Source organism: bacterium (assembly GCA_024742285.1).
Taxonomy (GTDB): domain Bacteria; phylum Myxococcota_A; class UBA9160; order UBA9160; family UBA4427; genus UBA4427.
Genome location: JANSYR010000001.1, coordinates 291,711 through 309,109, shown reverse-complemented (window position 1 = coordinate 309,109; position 17,399 = coordinate 291,711). Strand labels below are relative to the sequence as shown.

At 69.0% G+C, this 17,399-nt stretch carries 18 protein-coding genes; 5 read left to right on the top strand and 13 right to left on the bottom strand.

Annotation, left to right across the window (positions count from 1 at the left end):
* The first annotated feature begins 221 nt into the window (after positions 1 to 221).
* Entirely contained in the window at positions 222 to 1,058 is an 837-nt protein-coding gene (locus NXI30_01400) for a hypothetical protein (GenBank protein ID MCR9092848.1), read from the top strand.
* A 33-nt stretch (positions 1,059 to 1,091) separates the two neighbouring features.
* Here the strand turns inward: NXI30_01400 and NXI30_01395 are convergent, their stop codons facing one another.
* The 4 genes from NXI30_01395 to NXI30_01380 form a co-directional block, all read right to left on the bottom strand.
* Positions 1,092 to 1,475, bottom strand: a complete 384-nt coding sequence (locus NXI30_01395; GenBank protein MCR9092847.1) for a hypothetical protein — start codon at positions 1,473 to 1,475, stop codon at positions 1,092 to 1,094.
* A 202-nt stretch (positions 1,476 to 1,677) separates the two neighbouring features.
* Entirely contained in the window at positions 1,678 to 2,463 is a 786-nt protein-coding gene (locus tag NXI30_01390) for an SDR family oxidoreductase (GenBank protein MCR9092846.1), read from the bottom strand.
* Positions 2,464 to 2,595: 132 nt separating this feature from the next.
* Positions 2,596 to 3,252, bottom strand: a complete 657-nt coding sequence (locus NXI30_01385; GenBank protein MCR9092845.1) for a hypothetical protein — start codon at positions 3,250 to 3,252, stop codon at positions 2,596 to 2,598.
* A 151-nt stretch (positions 3,253 to 3,403) separates the two neighbouring features.
* Positions 3,404 to 3,955, bottom strand: coding sequence for a DUF427 domain-containing protein (locus tag NXI30_01380; protein ID MCR9092844.1), 552 nt, complete (start codon positions 3,953 to 3,955; stop codon positions 3,404 to 3,406).
* A 91-nt stretch (positions 3,956 to 4,046) separates the two neighbouring features.
* On the opposite strand from NXI30_01380, the gene NXI30_01375 reads away from it, so the two are divergent.
* Complete coding sequence (locus NXI30_01375) at positions 4,047 to 4,181, top strand: hypothetical protein (protein MCR9092843.1); 135 nt, start codon at positions 4,047 to 4,049, stop codon at positions 4,179 to 4,181.
* Positions 4,182 to 4,320: 139 nt separating this feature from the next.
* On the opposite strand, the gene NXI30_01370 is transcribed toward NXI30_01375, so the two are convergent.
* From NXI30_01370 to NXI30_01360, 3 genes are all read right to left on the bottom strand, one after another.
* On the bottom strand, positions 4,321 to 5,457 hold the full coding sequence (locus tag NXI30_01370; protein ID MCR9092842.1) for a phytanoyl-CoA dioxygenase family protein: 1,137 nt from the start codon (positions 5,455 to 5,457) through the stop codon (positions 4,321 to 4,323).
* A 94-nt stretch (positions 5,458 to 5,551) separates the two neighbouring features.
* Entirely contained in the window at positions 5,552 to 7,228 is a 1,677-nt protein-coding gene (locus NXI30_01365) for a pyridoxamine 5'-phosphate oxidase family protein (GenBank protein ID MCR9092841.1), read from the bottom strand.
* Positions 7,229 to 7,231: 3 nt separating this feature from the next.
* Entirely contained in the window at positions 7,232 to 7,651 is a 420-nt protein-coding gene (locus NXI30_01360) for a VOC family protein (GenBank protein ID MCR9092840.1), read from the bottom strand.
* Positions 7,652 to 7,779: 128 nt separating this feature from the next.
* On the opposite strand from NXI30_01360, the gene NXI30_01355 reads away from it, so the two are divergent.
* Positions 7,780 to 8,706 (top strand): LysR family transcriptional regulator, encoded by a 927-nt coding sequence (locus NXI30_01355; protein MCR9092839.1) that lies wholly within the window; start codon positions 7,780 to 7,782, stop codon positions 8,704 to 8,706.
* Here the strand turns inward: NXI30_01355 and NXI30_01350 are convergent.
* Complete coding sequence (locus NXI30_01350) at positions 8,703 to 9,929, bottom strand: cytochrome P450 (protein MCR9092838.1); 1,227 nt, start codon at positions 9,927 to 9,929, stop codon at positions 8,703 to 8,705. The two genes, NXI30_01355 and NXI30_01350, sit on opposite strands and share 4 nt — an antisense overlap.
* A 109-nt stretch (positions 9,930 to 10,038) precedes the next feature.
* On the opposite strand from NXI30_01350, the gene NXI30_01345 reads away from it, so the two are divergent.
* Complete coding sequence (locus tag NXI30_01345; GenBank protein MCR9092837.1) at positions 10,039 to 11,268, top strand: amidohydrolase; 1,230 nt, start codon at positions 10,039 to 10,041, stop codon at positions 11,266 to 11,268.
* A gap of 46 nt (positions 11,269 to 11,314) precedes the next feature.
* Here the strand turns inward: NXI30_01345 and NXI30_01340 are convergent, their stop codons facing one another.
* From NXI30_01340 to NXI30_01320, 5 genes are all read right to left on the bottom strand, one after another.
* Positions 11,315 to 11,614 (bottom strand): hypothetical protein, encoded by a 300-nt coding sequence (locus tag NXI30_01340; GenBank protein ID MCR9092836.1) that lies wholly within the window; start codon positions 11,612 to 11,614, stop codon positions 11,315 to 11,317.
* A 525-nt stretch (positions 11,615 to 12,139) separates the two neighbouring features.
* Positions 12,140 to 12,565 carry a DUF411 domain-containing protein gene (locus NXI30_01335; protein MCR9092835.1) on the bottom strand — a complete coding sequence of 142 codons (426 nt, stop codon included), beginning with the start codon at positions 12,563 to 12,565 and terminating at the stop codon, positions 12,140 to 12,142.
* A gap of 208 nt (positions 12,566 to 12,773) precedes the next feature.
* Positions 12,774 to 13,553 carry a DUF3050 domain-containing protein gene (locus tag NXI30_01330; protein MCR9092834.1) on the bottom strand — a complete coding sequence of 260 codons (780 nt, stop codon included), beginning with the start codon at positions 13,551 to 13,553 and terminating at the stop codon, positions 12,774 to 12,776.
* Positions 13,554 to 13,632: 79 nt separating this feature from the next.
* The gene (locus tag NXI30_01325) at positions 13,633 to 15,822 is read right to left on the bottom strand and encodes a molybdopterin-dependent oxidoreductase (GenBank protein ID MCR9092833.1); all 2,190 of its coding nucleotides are present in this window, start codon (positions 15,820 to 15,822) and stop codon (positions 13,633 to 13,635) included.
* Positions 15,823 to 15,850: 28 nt separating this feature from the next.
* The gene (locus NXI30_01320; protein MCR9092832.1) at positions 15,851 to 16,648 is read right to left on the bottom strand and encodes a hypothetical protein; all 798 of its coding nucleotides are present in this window, start codon (positions 16,646 to 16,648) and stop codon (positions 15,851 to 15,853) included.
* Between the two features lie 117 nt (positions 16,649 to 16,765).
* Between NXI30_01320 and NXI30_01315 the strand changes: the two genes are divergently transcribed.
* Complete coding sequence (locus NXI30_01315; GenBank protein ID MCR9092831.1) at positions 16,766 to 17,395, top strand: glutathione S-transferase family protein; 630 nt, start codon at positions 16,766 to 16,768, stop codon at positions 17,393 to 17,395.
* The last annotated feature ends 4 nt before the right edge of the window (positions 17,396 to 17,399 follow it).

Below are 17,399 nucleotides of genomic sequence, written 5' to 3'. Positions count from 1 at the left end.
CCCGGTCTCGCACTACGTCGACGAGGATCACGCCCGCGCGGAGCGTGATTCCTGGTTCCTGGGTCAGCCGCATGTGGCGGCGCTCTCGAGCGAGCTTCCGGATCCGGGGGACCATGCCAGCTACGAGGTCGGCGGCGTTCCGATCGTCGTCACGCGTCGGTCCGACGGGACCGTCGCGGCCTTCGAGAACATCTGCCGCCACCGGGCGGCCCCGGTCGTCCGTGGGCGCGGGAAGGGCGCGCGCGTTCGCGTGTCCGTTCCATGGTTGGACCTACGATTCGCGCGATGGCCGTCTGCTCAGCCGACCGAACGCCTGCGACGGGTTCGCGTCGACCGACCCCGCCGACCACGGCCTGCGATCGCTCGCCGCAGGCGAAGCCTCCGGCTTGATCGTCGTCGATCCGAAGCGGGGCGCGCCTTCGGTCGACGTCGCCGCCTGGCTATCCTCGCTCTCCGAGGAGATCGACTCGAACGGCTACGCGGACTTCGTTCCCTTCGCCGAGCAGACCGACCGTTTCGAGGGCAACTGGAAGCTCCTGCTCGAGACCTTCTTCGAGTCCTATCACGTGTTCTCGCTCCATCGCGAGTCCCTCGCGCCGCAGTATCTCGGCATCGCCGCGAGCGCCCACGGATTCGGGCCCCACAATCGGTTGGTCGTACCGATGAAGTCGATCCTCGACCTCGACGGTCGCGCGGAACCCGACCGCGACCTGTTCGAGCACGCAGTCGTCCAGTACTTCCTGGCGCCCGACCGGATCCTGAGCCACTACCACGGAGTCCTCGCGATCTCGCGCTTCCGTCCGATCTCGCCCGGGGAGACCGAGGTCACGCAGGCGCTCTTCACGCGCGGGCCGGTCGCGTCCGACGCCCAGCGCGCACGCCTCGCCGAGCAGTTCGTCTTCGCGAACGGGATCACCGGCACAGAGGACTATCCCGAGGCTGCGCGCGTCCACGCGAGCCTGCGCTCCGATCGCGTCGAGCACACGCTCTTCGGACGCAACGAAGCGGGATGCGTGCTCTTCCACGACGCCCTGGCGCGCGCCCTGGCTCCGGCGTAGACGCGCGTCGCTCCGGGTGCCGCACGCTCGGCGCTAGGCGCGATGCTCTTCGAGCCAGTCCCGCGCCTTCTCGACGTCACGGAAGACCTCGATGTGTGGGGCAACGTGTTCCCTCGCTCTCGATTGGAGCATGCGCGCCATCCCGAAGGTCACGTCCCGAGCCACGACCAGCGCCGCCCAGGCTTCCGACCGACGGTCTTCCGTCGCGACCATGACGTCGAGCATCTTTCGGATGCCGCTCGGCGTGAAGCCCATCTCGATCGCGCGCATGTCCGAGAACACGTTCATATCGGGCTGGAGCATGGGGTCCGATCGCAGGTCCCGGACACAGTCGACCATCTCTTCGTCGGTGAGCCGACCGTGGCCGACGATGTAGACGAGCTTCTCGTCCACGTCGATCGAATAGGTCATCGGCATCGTGCGTTCTCGCCCCCCGATTCGCCCGCGGCGACGTCGAGGATAGCCGTCACGAGCGACGCGACGTCCGGTCAGGCTTCCGGAATCAGCGCACATGTGCGTGCAGAAGCGCACGAATGCGACGCGCATGAGGCAGAGTCGTGCGCGACTGGGTCACTGACGGACGCTTCGCGAGCCGATCGACTCTGCTCGAGCCGACCGGCTAGAACGAAGCCCCGCCGTTCACCGTGAGCGTCGTCCCGGTCACATAGTTCGCTTCGTCGCTGGATAGATAGAGGCATGCGTTCGCGATGTCGTCCGGCTGCCCGAAGTAGGGCAGTGCGTTCAGGCTCAGCACGTAGTCGCGGAACGCTTCGGTCATCGTCTTCATCTCGGACTCGGTCTCGACGAGTCCCGAGGAGACGCAGTTCACGCGGACGCCCGCGCCGCCGAACTCTCGCGCGAGCGACCGGACCATGACCTCGACGGGTGCCTTGGTCGCCCAGTAGACGGGACTGCCCGGGGCGCCGTTTCGCGTCCCCGACGTTCCGATCGCGACGATCGAGCTCGTTCGTTTGGAGGCCGGGTCGGCGGATTCGACAAGGGCGGGCAGGCTGTGCTTGAAGAGCCAGAGCAGACCGCGGACGTTGGTCGCGATCGAGGCCTCGAGGATCTCGTTGCTCATCTCGAGGATCCCCTTGCCCTTCTCGCCGGAGTCGGTCGCCGTCGCCGCGGCGTTGGCGATCACGTTGTCGACGCGTCCGAAGTGGTCGATCGTGTTCGCGATCAGCGCCTGGATCGAGGCTTCGTCGTCGAGGTTGCAGCGAACGAATGCGGCTTCGCCTCCCGCCTCGTGGATCGCCGAGACGACGCGCGCGCCCCGTTCCTCGTTCCGCCCGCTCACGACGACGCGAGCGCCCTCTGCGGCGAAGCGCGCCGCGGTCGCGGCGCCGAGGCCGCTCGTCGAGCCGGTGATGATCGAGACCTTGTCCTGGACACGTCGGGTCATGGGAGTCGTTCCTTCCGGGAGGGCGCGGTCGCCGCGGGGGGTGGACCCGCTCCTGCAGTCTACGGGGTACGGCCGCTCGTGGCTCCCGATTCAGGGGCCCGATCCGCTTCGGCGTCGCTCGCGCGCCGTCGTTCAGAACGTCAGCTGGATCCCGACCGTCGGCCCGTGCGTGTTGTAGTCGACGAGCCGGTCCCGGTACTCGGCGCTCGAGGCGAAATAGGAGCGCCAGCCGAGGTCCACGGTCATGGGGATCGCTTCGGTCGGAAGCTCGATCAGGAAGCCGGCGCCGCCCTGGAGTGCGAGGCGCATCCGGTCGCTGCCGAGGGTCTGGATCCAGGCGCTTCCGATGCCGCCACCCAGGTAGCCGGTGACGCGGTCGCTGAACGCCCAGGCCGGCCAGAGGTTGAAGAACGCGTTGGTCGCGCGGATCTTCTTGCCGTCGGCCGTGCGTTGACCCAGGTCGTCGTTTACGCCGTGGAGGTCGCTGAAGCGCTGCCCGACCTCGATCTCCATTCGGACGCGCAGGCGCGGCGTGAGGCGCGTTCGTAGCCACGACTCTTCCGGGAAGATCTCGCTTCCCAGATCGATGCCGCCGACGGCCATCCACGAATAGCCGGGTGTCGTGTCCGCCTCGACCTGGTCGCGGTTGCTGTAGGCGGGCCAGAAGTGGGTGCCGACCTGGAGGCCGACGTGGCCCTCGACTGCGCGGGCGGCGCCGGCGGCGAGCAGGCACACGACGAGCGCGATCGGCGTGAGCGCGCGCGCGCCGAGGCTCGTGGGGCGAATCATGGTCCGGGCTCGCGTTTCTGACCGAAACCTCGGCCCGTCGCTGGGATCGGAGAGTCGCTTCTCGCGGCGACGATCTCGTCCCAGGATCGCACACATCGAGCGACTTCGTCGTGCCGACGCGACGAGATCTTCGGTCGTCGTCGATCCGCGCTCAGCCGTGGATCCCCGGCTCTCCCTTGACCGGCCCGACGATCTCGTCGGTGATCCATCCACCGTAGTAGCCCCCCGGCTGGGGGCGGACGCGCTCACCGCCGACGAAGCACTCGACGCGCGCGGGGTAGAAAGCGAACCAGCCGGCGATCTTCGCGAACTCCGGAAACACGCGCGGGTAGCTCCACGCCACGGATTCCGGCCCGTTCGCGAGGTCGAAGTCGATCGCCGGTCCCTTCCACTCGCAGAGCGACGTCCGCCCGCTCGGCACGAGCGATGCGTCGTCGACGTCTTCGGGGCGGATGTAGAACGTCGGCGGGCTGGCGGTCTCGAGGACGCGAATCGCCCGGTCCGTCGTCGCGAGCACGCGGTCCCCGAGTCGGACCTCGACGCGACGCGGGTCCGCGGCGAGTCGCGGGGGGCGCGGGTAGTCCCAGACCGACTCCTGCCCGTCCTTCGGCGCGATCGCGAAGTCGGGTCGTGCCTGACCGCGATAGCGCCAGTGCGAACGGGAGGCTTCGATCCGGGCATCGGCCTGCAGGAACTCGGTCACCAGGTCTCTCCTCGGGCGATGCGGACACTAGCTTCCCGGCTCGCGCCGACCGGGAGGGCCGGCCTATCGTCGTGCCGCCGCCTCGAGGCGAGTGCGAAACGCAGCGCCGGAGGGCCTCAACGATCTCGAGCGGCTTCGCGATCGGCTCGTGATCCAGAACGTGACCGAGGCGGTACTCGAGATCCACACGCAGACGGTGGTCACGGAGTTTTCACCGGAGACCTGAGCGTCCCAGGGCGTCACGCTCGTTCGACGCGTCCTCGGGACGGCAGGCGATCGCTGGTTCTGGCGCGAGTTCGCGGACAACTATCCGGCGGAATTCCGCGCCAAGGTCGAATCGATCCTGGCGGCCCGGGACTGACCCTTCAGACGAAGATCGTCCCGTTGCGGTAGCCGCGGAGCGCCGCCGAACGCGCGGCGGCGTCAGCGTGCCGCCCGGCGGCGTAGACACCGGGTCCATAGGCGTAGGGGGGCTCTTCCGGCCGATGGGCGGCGCGCGCCTCGATCGCCAGCTGGACGAGCTCGGCACGCTCGTGGATATCGTCTTCGGAATAGCGGCGGCGTTCGGGCGGCTGGTCCGGGTGCGTCGCCGGCATGTCGACCTCCGCACCGAGCACGGCGTCGTGGCGGAAGAAGCCCCAGACGAGGGTGATACGTGGATCCGGAGAGTCGTTCGCGAACGATCCGTGCAGACACTGGCGGTTGCAGACGGCCACGTCGCCCCGCTCGCAGAGCATCGGGACCGCGTCCGGCAGGAGCGTCGATCCCTCGTGTTCCGCGACGAGCTCCGGAATGTCGATGTGTCCCCGCCGATGGCTCCCGGGAAGCACCCAGAGACCGTTCGCCGCGGTCGTCCGCGCGAGCTGGGCCATGAAGTTGGCGCCATGGATGTCGGGGTCCCAGTCCGGGTTCTCCCAATGGGTCGTGCCGTCCTGATGCCAGGCCACGGCCGCACCGAGACCGGCCTCCTTCAGGAAGATCGAGTCGTTGTACGGAACGAAGTTCGCCCCGTGAAGCGACTCCGCGACGCGGAGCATTCCCGGGTGGGCCGAGAGGCGGAGCGCAGAAGGCATCGATTCGAAGAGACCGAGCAGAAGGAAGATCGCCTTCTCGGGCGAATCGGCCGCGGCCTCGGGCTGATCCATGGCGACCGGATGCCGCCCGTTCAGGAGCTTCGTCCCGCCCCACGGATCCGAGAGGGGGCGGGCCCATTGCAGACTCGGGAGTCCCGGCTCGAGCGGACGGCCCTTGCGATCCACCGAGGCGCCCTCGGTCGCCGGGGTGCGCTCCAGCAGGTCGGCCAGGCCCGCTTCCAGCTCGGCCATCTCCTCGGTGTCGATCGCGCCCTCGAAGACGTAGAACCCGATCTCGTGATAGGCGTCGAGGATCTCCGAGGCGAGGCGACCCCGTTCGTCGAAACGAAGCGGACCGCGGTTGCCGAGGGCCTGTGCGCGGGCTTCACCGGCGTCGAAGTAGGCGTGGAGTTCGTCGGCGGGCGTCATCGGGTCCTCCTGGCGCGGGACTCGTTTCGCCCGCGTGCGAACCGCGCCCGAGGGTAGCCGACCGATTCCCCGCCCGGACTCCCGGTCGGACCGATCAGCCCGCCGCCTCACCGCCGAACGACTCCGACAGGAGGTCCTCCGTTGGCACGCCCGCTCGTTCGAGCGCGGCGGCACAGGCGTTGGCGAACGAGGTCGGCCCGCAGAGATAGACCCGCGCTCCGATCGCCTTCACGCGCTCGGCGATCTCGTCGAGATCGAGCCGTCCCTCGTGGTCGAAGCCTCCGACTTCCCGATCCTCGGGTCGAGGCCGCGTGTAGGCGACGAAGGACCGGAAGCGATCGATCCAGGTCGACGCGACGTCGATTTCTTCGTGGAGAGGATGGTGGGCACCGTCGCGGGCCGTATGGACCCACTCGATCGCCGGCACGTCCTGTCCTCGACGCGCACGGCGGGTCCAGGTTCCGAGCATCGAGAGGAGCGGCGTCATGCCGATCCCCGCGCTGATCAGGAAGACCGGACGGTCGTCGTCCTGGAGCGTGAAGTCGCCGGAGGGCCTTCCGACCTCGAGTCGGTCCCCGACCTCGATCTGCCCATGGATCGCGTTCGAGACGAGGCCGTTCGGATCTCGCTTCACGCTGATCCGGTAGGGGTCCTGGAGCGGGGAGGACGAGATCGAGTAGGTGCGTTCGGCGACGGCCCCTGGCGGGTCGAAGCGGAGCCGGAGCGGGAGGTGCTGGCCCGCTTCGAAGTCCGGTCGCGCGCGGCCACTCGGATCGGCGAGTACGAGCGAGACGACGTCATCCGATTCCTGCACGCGATCGACGACTTCGAGCGTGTGCCAGGCGGCGGGGCGCCAGCGGAGCGGCAGGGCGTCGCTTCGCTCGACGACCTCGTCGATCCGGATGCGGACCAGGCGCTGGGCGCGCGGGAAGCGCGCGAGCTCCGGTCCCGTCCAGACGATCTCGGCGCGGCCGGTCAGTTGTAGCACGTCGCCGCGCTCGAAGTCGACGAAGAGGAGGCCGATCCGGTCGTCGACGACCAGATTGCCGATCGTGTTGAAGTGGTTGTTGCCGGCGTAGTCCGGGAACACGATCTGGCGGGCGGACTCGACGCGGACGAAGCCGGCCGGTCCGCCGCGGTGCGAGGCGTCCATGCCGAACGATTCGTGCTCGCCTCGGCCGCGATGTCCCGTCGCGAGGAAGAAGGTGTCGCTCTCGGCGATCTTCTCCTGCTGCGCCGAAGAGAGGTCGGCACTGCGTTCGGTCCTTCCGGGAACGTGGTCGGCGACGCGTTCGACGACCCGCTCCTGGATGTACTGCGGACAGTTCCCGAAGCTCTGGTCGACCGCGAAGTGGAACAGGCCGCGCTTGTTTGCGCTGAGGCGGCCGTTCACGCGGTTCCGGCGGCGCGTCGCCAGGTCGATGCCCAGCAGGCCGACGTCGAGACCGGCGTGCCACGCGTCGGCGAGCGGGTCTCCTTCTGCGGGCCGGGTGTCGATCGCGAGAGTGCGGTCGTCCGGCGACGTCACGAAGCCTTCGTCACCGACGAGCAAGGTCGACCACGGTCGTCCTTCCTCGTCCCGGCCGGCGGCGACCAGGAAGGGCTGGGCCGAGTGGAAGCGGCGGTGCTCTTCGGGAAGGAAGGGACGGACGACGCGGCGTGCCCAGGGCTCGATGTCCTGGATGCCGAGGCGTTCGTGGACGGCGCGCTCTCCGTCGTGAAAGGGAGAGGGCAGGGCCGGGTTCGACGTACTCGAGTGGGGGGGCGCCATCGTTCAGCCCCCCGGCGCGACCAGCTCGAGGCGGATGCCGCCCGGGATCGCGCACATGAGGTGTCGGGTCGGACCGTTGCCGAGCGTCTCGGGGGCGAACTCGATCTCGACGTCATCGCGGGCGGTGAGGTCCGCGTGGAGGGCGTCGAGATCCTGCTCCGCCGCGACCTCTAGGGAGAGGTGATGCAGGCCGAGGTTGTGGCGGCGGTCGAAGGGCGTCGCGTCCGGTCCGTTGGCCGCCTCCCAGAGGGTCAGCATCACGCTGCCGTCGCTCAGGAAAACGGAGGGGTAGTCGGGGACGCCTCCGATCGCCTCGAAGGAGAGGGCATCGCGGAAGAAGGTGCTCGCCTCGTGGAGGTCGGGCACGGTCAGGCCGACGTGGTGGACGCCGGCGGTTCGGGGAAGCGGCTGCTTGGAAGTCATGGCTCGTTCTCCTGGAGGGGCCGCGGGAGAAGGCTGCGACCACGCCCGGAACCTACGGACGCCATTCATTCGGATAAATGCTTTATAATTGATATGATTACTCCGAATATTTGAGTAATAGAGATCGCGTGGACAAGCTGGCCGCCATGCAGGCATTCGTGGAGATCGTGGACCGGGGGAGCCTCACCCGGGCCGGCGAGGCGCTCGGGAAATCGCTGCCGACGATGGTCCGCACGCTCCAGACCCTCGAGACGTCGCTCGGGGCCCGCCTGCTCGCACGGACGACCCGGACCCAGTCGCTCACGCCGGAAGGACGCGACTTCCTCGAACGCTCGCGGCGGATCCTGGCCGACGTCGCCGACGCGGAGGAGGCCGTCGTCGCGAGCCAGGCTGCGCCACGGGGGCCGCTGCGGGTCAGCGCGCCCGTCCTTTTCGGCCAGCAGCACGTGGCGCCCGCGTTGATCGACTTCGCGGTCGCGCATCCGCAGGTCGAGGTCGAGCTCGTCCTCCTCGACCGCGTGGTCGATCTCGTCGAGGAGGGGATCGACGTCGCGATCCGACTGGCCCCCCTCGCCGATTCGTCGATGATCGCGGTGCCCGTCGGTTCGATCGGTCGCGTCGTGGTCGCATCGCCCGAGCGGCTCTCCCGGGACGGTCTGCCGACGGCGCCGAGCGACCTCGCCGAGCGGGACTGCGTCGTGTTCTCGGGGACGGCGCCGGGTGGCGTCTGGCGCTTCGTGGACGACGGGCGCCCGTCGACCGTTGCGGTTCCCTGCGCCTTCAAGTCGAACCAGGCGGCCGTCGCGCTCGAGGCCTGCGCCGCCGGGCTCGGGTACGGACAGTTCCTCGCGTATCAGGCGGCCCCACTCCTTCGGGCCGGTCGACTCCGGTCGGTCCTCGACGCATTCGCCGTCGACCCGGTTCCCGTCCACCTGGTCTATCCGGGGATGCGCATGGTGTCGGCGCGCATCCGCGCCTTCCTCGACTGGATGCGGCCCGTGCTCCGCGCCGATCTCGCGGCGCTCGGCGGGGCATCGGACTCGGGTCCGAACTAACGCCGCAGGTCGACGATCATCCGGATCGGGCGGCGCATGATTCCGACCTGCTCCCAGTCGTCGTCCCCGCTCTCGAGGACCGCGTCCTCGGGCAGGAACTCGAGGGCGGCTTCCAGCATGAACGAGAGCTCCTGCATCGCCAGGTTGGCGCCCAGGCAGTAGTGGGCCCCGTGGCCGAAGGTGAGCGCCTCGCGCGCGTCGCGGGTCACGTCGAAGCGATGGGGATCGTCGAAGACCGAGGCATCTCGGTTCGCGCTCGCCGGCGAGAGCATGATCGAGTCCCCGCGCCGGATCGTCTTGCCGTGGAGCTCGAAGTCCTCGGTCGCGTAGCGCGGCGTCACCGCGGCGAGGGAGCCGAAGTCGTAGCGGAGGGCTTCCCGGACGGCATTCGGGACGAGCGACGGATCCTTCCGCACGAGCGCGAACTGATCCGGATGGTCGAAGAGATGACGGAACATGTGGCACGCGCCGAGGGTCGTGGTCTCCGATCCCGCCGAGATCAGGCTCGAGACGAAGACCATGATCTCGTCGTCGGCCATCGGCGGATGATTCGCCTCCGCCGAGGTGTTGTGGATGAGGTCGGAGACCAGGTCCTCCCGTCGTTCCTGCCGCCGCTCCGCGGTCAGCTTCAGGATCCACTCCGCGAGCTCTTCGAGCGCTGCGTTTCCCCGGGCGACGTTCGCCTCGTCGGCGAAGAAGACGTACCGGCGGAGGACATCCTGGGCGAGGGTGCGGAATCGGGCCTCGTCGCCGGGGAAGGGCGGGATCCCGGCGATGCGCGCGATCACCGTGTTCGGGATCGGGTCGGCGAAGGCGGCGAGGAGGTCGACACGCCCGGACGCTTCGCGAATCGGCGCTGCGAATTGTTCGACCACTTCCCGGACCTGCCGTTCCATCCGGCGGACCGCACGCGGCGTGAAGCCGGCGGCGACGCGGCTCCGCCAGATCCGGTGACCGTCGGGCGTCTTGTTGAGGACGCTCGAGCGGTCGAATCGGCCAGCGAAGGTCGAAGGGTCGGGCGCGACGTAGTCCTCGAACTCCGTCCGGTTCTTGGCGAGGCTCGGGTCCGCGAGCAGGCGCTTCACGTCGGCGTAGCGCGTGATGAACCACCACCCGAGGTGGGGGTCTCGGTAGACCGGCTCCTCTTCGCGCAATCGCTCGAGCCCGGCGTGGGGATCACGCACGAAGTCGGGGTCGAGGAGGAGGGAGCCGGTGTTCGACATGAGGTCGATTCAGGATAGGGGAATCGCGAGGGGGCGCCGCCCGCGGCGCCGAGCGGGTTCGTTACGCTCTGAAGCCTCCGGAACGACCCCAGAACCCCGAGAATCCAGCATGCCCGAAGCGCCCTACATCGTGATCACCGCCGACACCCACGCCGGCAACTCCGTTGCCGGCTACCGCGACTACCTCGACCCGGAATTCCGGGGCGAGTTCGACGAATGGCGCGGGGGGTACAGCAACCCGGCGAAGAAACACATCGGCGGCAAGAAGGCGAAGAACTGGGACGCGGAGCTCCGCCGCGGCGACCTGCTCGGCGATGGCGTCGTCGGGGAAGTGATCTTCCCGAACACGGTCCCGCCCTTCTACGAGAAAGCCTTCCACGTCGCGCCGCCGGCGACGCCGGAGCAGTACCGACGCTTCCGAGCCGGGACCCGCGCCCACAACCGCTGGCTGGCGGAGTTCTGCCAGGAGGATCCGATCTCCCGCGCCGGGATCGGGCTGATCCACCTGAACGACGTCGACGATGCGATCGAAGACGTGAAGTGGATCGCCGAGAACGGGCTTCGCGGCGGCGTCCTGCTGCCGCTCCCCGCCCCGTCGGACGTGCACCTTCCGCAGCTGAACGACCGATCCCTCGATCGGCTCTGGGCCGCGATCCAGGACCACGACCTGGTCATGAATCAGCACTCGGGTCAGGGCTGCCCGACCTACTCGGGCGCGCAGGGCTCGAACGCGCTCTGGGCGATGGAGATGACCTTCTACGTCCAGCGCGGCTATACGACGCTGATCATGGGCGGCGTCTTCGAGCGTTTCCCCGGGCTCAAGTTCATCCTGACCGAGAGCGGCTGCGCCTGGGCGCCGGCGGTCATGAAGCACATGGACGGGATGTATCTGGCGTGGAAGATGGGGGCGATCGGGGAGATCGACACGTCGAACGACCCGCCTCTCGAGGAGCTCCCGAGCTTCTACGCGAAGCGCAACTGCTGGTACGGCGCGAGCTTCCCGAGCCCCGCGGACATCGCCGGCCGCGAGATCGTGGGCAAGGACCGCATCCTCTGGGGCAACGACTACCCCCACTACGAGGGCTGCTACCCGTACTCGCGCGAGAACATGCGCTTCGCCTTCGCGGACGTGCCGGAAGACGAAGTGCGCATGATGCTCGGCGAGAACGCGGCCGCGCTCTACTCGTTCGACCTCGACGCGCTCCGTTCACGCGCTGAGGACGTCGCGATCACGCCGACCCTCGTCCGGGAGCCCCTCGACGAGATCCCGGCCGACTCGACCTGCATCACGTTCCAGCGCGCCCGCGCCGAGAAGGCGATGGCAGGCGCGGCCGGCTGACGCGCAGCGCCGAAGACCCGTCGCCGAGCGCCCGCAGGCGACCAAGTTAGAGGGCGAGTGCGCCCTCGACGTCGATCGACTCGCCGGTCTCGTAGTTCTTCCAGTCGCGGCCGGCGGCGTCTTCGGCGCTGTAGCGGATGCGCGCGCGGTTCGGCGTCCACTTGCCGAGGACGCTGCGCGGGTAGGACTGGAGCATCGACTCGGTCACGAGCTTGAGGATGCCGGTCACGATGACGGAGCCGTCGTCCTCGCGCTCGATCTCGAGGGCGCCGAGCTCGGTGTTCTTGAGCGTCTTGAACGTGAGGATCGGGACCGAGCTGAACTCGTCGGGAATTTCGATCGACATGGGAGAGGGTCTCCTGGGCGGGCGGGACTGCGGGTCGCGACGCGCCGCCGGCGGGGTGGATTTCAGTCGGGGCGGAACCTAACCAGCCCGGGGGAATGCTGCAAGTAGCCGGAATCGCGTGTGAATCAGGTGAATCCGCGGCCCCCGCGAAAGCTGACGACGCGTCCCGCGGCTGGACGGCGCCTCGCGAGAATCCGTGAATCCTCGGGTCCCGAAACGGCCCTTACGGCATCTCACTCCTGGAGTGTCGGCCGTTTCGCGCGGCCGTCGCCCGTGATGCGGAGACCCAGACGATGCCGACCCGTCTCGAAGAGAACGCCCCTGAAGCGGTGGACCATTTCTGTGCGCGCTGTCTGCGGCCGGTCGCGCAGGACGCGAGCGAGTGCCCGTCCTGTTCCCGGCGCTTCGTCGGAAGGGGACGCTTCGACCGACTGCCGGGGTCGCCGCCTTCGACCGAGTCCCTTGGCATGATGCGCTGCGGGCAGGGCTAGCGCGGACCCACGGGCTCGGCGCGCCTCAGGGGCCTCATGGGGTATGGGCAGCGAAGACCCGGGTGCCCTCCGGTCCGAAGGCGAGCACGTCATACGCCTCGTGCCGGCTCGGATCCGGGTGCTCCATGCCCGGAGAGCCCATCGGCATGCCGGGCACCGCGAGGCCCGTGATCGCCGGGCGTTCGGCGAGCAGTCGCTTGACGTCGCTCGCCGGAACGTGGCCCTCGAGGATGTAGCCGTCGATCATCGCCGTGTGGCATGAGGAGAGGCTGCGGCTCACGCCGGCCTCCGCCTTCAACTGCGAAAGGTCGCGGAGGTCGGTCGCCTCGACCGAGAAGCCCGCCGCTTCGAGATGGTCGATCCACTTCGAACAGCAGCCACAGGTCGGGGTCTTGTAGACCTGGATCGTGGTCGCGTCCGCCGGGCGGCTGCCGAACATGGAGAAAGCGCCGGTCACCATCAAGGCGGCGACGAAGGCGGCGAAGAAGCCGGGGCCGAAGCGTGCGGGACGGGACTTGGTCATCGATGGGACCTCCGGAGCCGACCGTCGGAGCGTTCGGCGTGGGGTGTACGCGTGGTAAGGGTAGTCGTGAAGGCTCGACACCGCGCGTCGGCTGCGGGTTGCCTTCGGAGGCCCGTTGCCGGCGGGCTGCCGCGATCCGTTGCAGTCAGGGCCGGGCCGGGGACGCGGCGTCGATCGCGGTGCAGATCTCGTCCCAGAGCGCGCGCCGCGCTTCGAGGGCGCGCTGAGCCGCGTGGATCGCGAGGTCGGTGCGCCCCGGGTCGTCGCCCACGAGACGGTCGACGAGCTGTCGGGCGATCGGGCCGTGCTGCCCGCCGTCGGTCTCGATGTGCCGCTCCAGATAGAAAGCGAGCGGAGCGAACCGCTCGGGGTCGCGCTCGCGCAGCTTCCCGACCAGCTCCTGGAACATCGGCGGGATCACGAGCTCGCGGCCATAGGCGAAGGCCGCGGCGACCTCGACGTCGCTCGCCCCGGCGAGCTCGAGCGTGCCCTCGACGAAGCGGCGAACGCCCGGCGCAGGATCCGCAGCGTCGAGGGCATGCTCGACGCGCTCGCCGTTGCGGAGCGCGTCGACGAAGCGCTCGATCGGTCTCGTATCCGCGCCCGCGGCGCCCATCGCGTCGACGTACATCTCGAAATGCGATCGCGGATGGCCGTCCGCATCGAGATCGCTCTCCTCGTCGAGGACGATCTCGTTCAGGAACCGGCGCTCGACCGGATCACCGACGGGCACCCAGGGCACGTCGACGCAGGTCAGTCTTCGCTGGAGCGACTTCACGAGGGACATGAAATCCCAGACCGCGAAGACGTGGCGCTCCATGAATCGGAGCACTGCGGTCTCACTCGCGAGGGCCGAGTAGAGCGGGTGGGTCAGGAGCGCGTCGCGCTCGGCGAAGAGTCGTCGTTCGAGGGGATTCGGTTCCACGGCGCCCGGATCATAACCGCCGACACGGGAGCGGAGTGCAGCGATTCGTCGCGCTCCAGCCCGTCCTCCGCCGGGGCGGTCAGGCCTTCGCGACGTCCACCGGGATCGCGCTCATCAAGGGGATCCCCGAAAAGCGTGCGCAGTCTTCTTCGACGCTGATCAGGAGACCGGTGTTGGCCCCGGCCTTGCGCGGATCGGTCGCTTCCTCGGGATCGCCGCCCCAGCAATGGCACATCGAGACCAGCCCGCGACGCAGATCCGGGTCGGGCCAGGCGACCGCTTCGAGCTCACCGTGCGAAGAGCGGAGCTTCAGGAGGTCGCCGCGCCCGAGCCCCAGGGAGGCGAGGTCGTCGGGATGGAGGAAGGCCGGATTCGTGCCGTAGCGCTTCGTCAGGGCGTCGATGTCGGTGCCGACGGAGTTGAAGGTGTTCGACATGCGGCGGCTGATCAGGCGGTAGTCGTAGCCGGCGCGGGCGAATCGATCACCCGCGCCGAAGTCGCGGAGCTCGTCGAGCATGAGTGCGCTGCCGACGTCGAGTCGCGCCGTGTTCTCCGGGTCCGCGGGCAGGGCGAAGACGTCGGGCTCGTCGTCGAAGAGCGGGTGCTGCGGATCCTTCCGGAGACGCTCGAGCGGGATCCACGCGTCCTTCGTGACCAGATCGAGGATGTCGTCGGAGGTGGGCTCGTTCTCCATGTCGAGCGGACTCCGCGGCGTCGGGCAGCCCATGATCGGGAAGACGCCCGCTGCGACTTCGAGCGAGAGGCCCATACGCTTCGCGAGGCCATAGAAGTACTGCCAGTCCTCGCGCAGGTCGGATCCCTCCGGCGGTTCGGCGACGGCGGGGGCGTACTGGCCGTAGCGTTCGGTGTAGCCGAGGGCGGGGGAGACGGTGAAGAGGTTCTCGGTCGAGAGACTGCAGCCGGGCGTCTCGAGCGGGAGCTTCGGCGCGAGCACGTAGTCGGCGAGTCGGGCCGTGTCCGTCAGGCGGGGCTCGACGCAGACGTGGAGCTCGAGCGCTTCGAGCGCGCGACGGGTTCGCTTCGGATCCGGCCAGGCGCGCATCGGATTGCCACCGATGGTGATGAGCGCCTTGATCCCGCTCTCCGGATGGAGGATCTCGTCGGCCAGCGCCGACGTCGGGAGACCGCAGACCGCGGGCGGCGAATCCGGCCGCGAGACCAGGGGCTTGCCGAAGCCGTCGACCGGGTAGGGCGCGATCGCCTGGGCGGGAAAGGTGCGTCGCGTGGTGAGGACGCCCGGGTTCGCGATTCGATCGCCGGCGCGGCGGTAGTGGCCGCAGATCGAGTTGAGACAGAGCACGAGGTACTCGGACACGTTGCTCCAGCCGGACATGTTCGCGCCGGTCCCTGCGGTCGCGGCCCCCTTCTTCGCGCGCGCGAAGACGTGAGCGGCGCGCACGAGGAGATCCGGGTCGACGTCGGCGCGCTCGGCCACCGCCTCGGGCGACCACGGTTCGACCGCCTCCCGAAGCGTCTCGAGACCGTCGACGTGATCGCGAAGGAAGTCGTGGTCGACGAGGTCCGCGCGCAGGATCTCGCGGATCAGGCCTGCGAGGACGGCGGGGTCGGTTCCGGGCCGTGGTTGGAGGTGGATCGCGGCTTGCTTCGCCGTCTCGGTCCGACGCGGGTCGATCACGATCAGCTGGAGACCACGGGCCTGGGCGCGCTTCAAGCGGCGCGCGGGATTCGCGTGGGGGAGGCCGCCGCTGATCGCGACGAGGGGATTCGTTCCGATCAGCATCCACATGTCCGACTCGTCGAAGACGAAGCTGCCCGCGAGCCAGTGTCCGTGGGCGGCGGCGGCGGTCTGTTTGCCGGGCTGATCGATCGTGCCGCTGCTGAATCGGAGCCTGAGACGGAGCGCGTCCATCCAGGCCGTCGCGACGGAGGCGGTCTGGGGCAGCTGGTAGAAGAGCGTGCCCATGTAGACCGCGACGGATTCGCGGCCGTGTTCCTCGAGGATCGCGCCGAGCCGCGCGGCGACCTCGTCCATCGCCTGCTCCGCCTCGATCGGCGAGAGGGCTCCGTCGTGGCCTCGCGCCAGGGAGTGGCGCAGGCGGGAGTCCGCGGTGTGGAGCTCGGGGAAGTGCTTGCCCTTCAGGCAGAAGAAGCCCTCGGAGTGGGGGTTGTCCTTGTCGCCCCGCGCGGCGATCGGCCGCCCGTCGGCGTCGACGTCGACGAGGATCGGGCACTGGGCCGTGCAGATCCGGCAGAGGGTCTTCTTCGTCGTGACGGCGGCGGCTTCCACGGGGGGTCCCTCGGGTCGATGGGCGGGTTCAGACGTAGCGTCGCGGGAAGGGCAGCGTCGCGCGAGCGATGTCCTCCTCCGCGAGGGCGGGCCACTTCGTCGCCATGAAGTCGTCGTGCAGGCGAATGGACTCGCGGAAGTCGATCGGGCGAAGCTCGCGCGCGTCGTCCCAGTCGAAGCCCTCGTCCATCGAGCGCCAGCCCGTCGTGACCCGGATCCATCGCCGCGCGGCCTCCTCCTCCGACACGCACTGATTCGCCCCCGTGGCGGGGACGCCGTGCTGATAGGCGACATTGTCGAAGAGGAGGAGCTCGCCGGGCTCCATGCGCGTCTCGGTCACTTTCCCGTCCGCGTCGTGGAGCGTCGTCTGACAGCCGGCGGACTCGTTTCGGAGGGTGAGGAGCGCGACCTCTCGCGGGCGGATGCCGCTGTGGACGGTGTTCCCGCCGACCGGGTCGGCGTCGAACTCGAAGAGCTCGCCGTCGTAGTGGGCAGGAAGCGCATCCGCGTGCGCCGCGTAGCGGCCGACGTTCCACAGGACGCGGCCGCGTTCGAGGTCGAGCGCTTCGACCGCCCGCTCCGTGAGTCGCGCGACGGAAGGGGGCAACTCGTCGAGGCGGTAGCCGGGAAGGTGGTCCGTCTCTGCGGCGCCCGGCGCGTGGATCGGAAACGCGAAGGCGTCCATGTCGAGGCCGTACTCGTACACGTGGGCGCGGCGTGCGCGGATGTTCGCCTCGGTGTAGTGCGCGTCGATGAAGTCGTTGATGTCCGCGAGCACCGACTCGCAGCGCTCGGGTTCGAGGATTCGGACGACGGGATGGGACATGCGGGGCTCCCTCGATCAACGGATCCCAAAGGTAGGCGGCACGTCTCGAAACCGCCGCTCGGCGAGTCGCGGTCGCGTCGGATAGCATCGAGAGACACGAGACACCGAAAGGCTGCCATGTCGCTCACGATCATCCATCTCGAGAACTCCCGCTCCGATCGCCTCGTCTGGCTCCTCGAGGAGCTCGGTGTCGACTACGCGATCGAGACCCATCAACGCGATCCGAAGACGGGGCGTGCCGGCGCCGATCTGGGGAAGCTCCATCCCTACGCCAAGGCGCCGATGCTGAGGGACGGCGAGCGCATGTTGATCGAGAGCGGGGCGATCTTCGAGTACGTGGTGGGTCGGTACGGTGATGGAGGGCTACGGCCCGATCCCGCCGACGAGGACTGGCCCGACTACCTGCAGTGGATGCACTTCGCCGAGGGCTCGGCGATGCTCCCGATCCTGCTCGACCACTTCCAGGCGGCGGGTCTCGCGGGACCGCCCGGGGAGTCGATGCTCGCGGCGATGGCGAAGGACGGGATGGCTCAGCTCTACGCGTACATGGAGAGCGTGCTGGCGGAGCGCGAGTGGTTCGCCGGCCCACGCTTCACCGCGGCGGACGTGATGATGGGCTGGGTCGTCGAGGTCGTGGACAACCGCGGCGAGATCGGACCCTACCCGGCGATGCAGCGATACCTCGAGCGGATCAAATCGCGGCCGGCCTATCAGCGGGCGAAGGAGCGCGCTGGCGACGGGGGCTGATCCC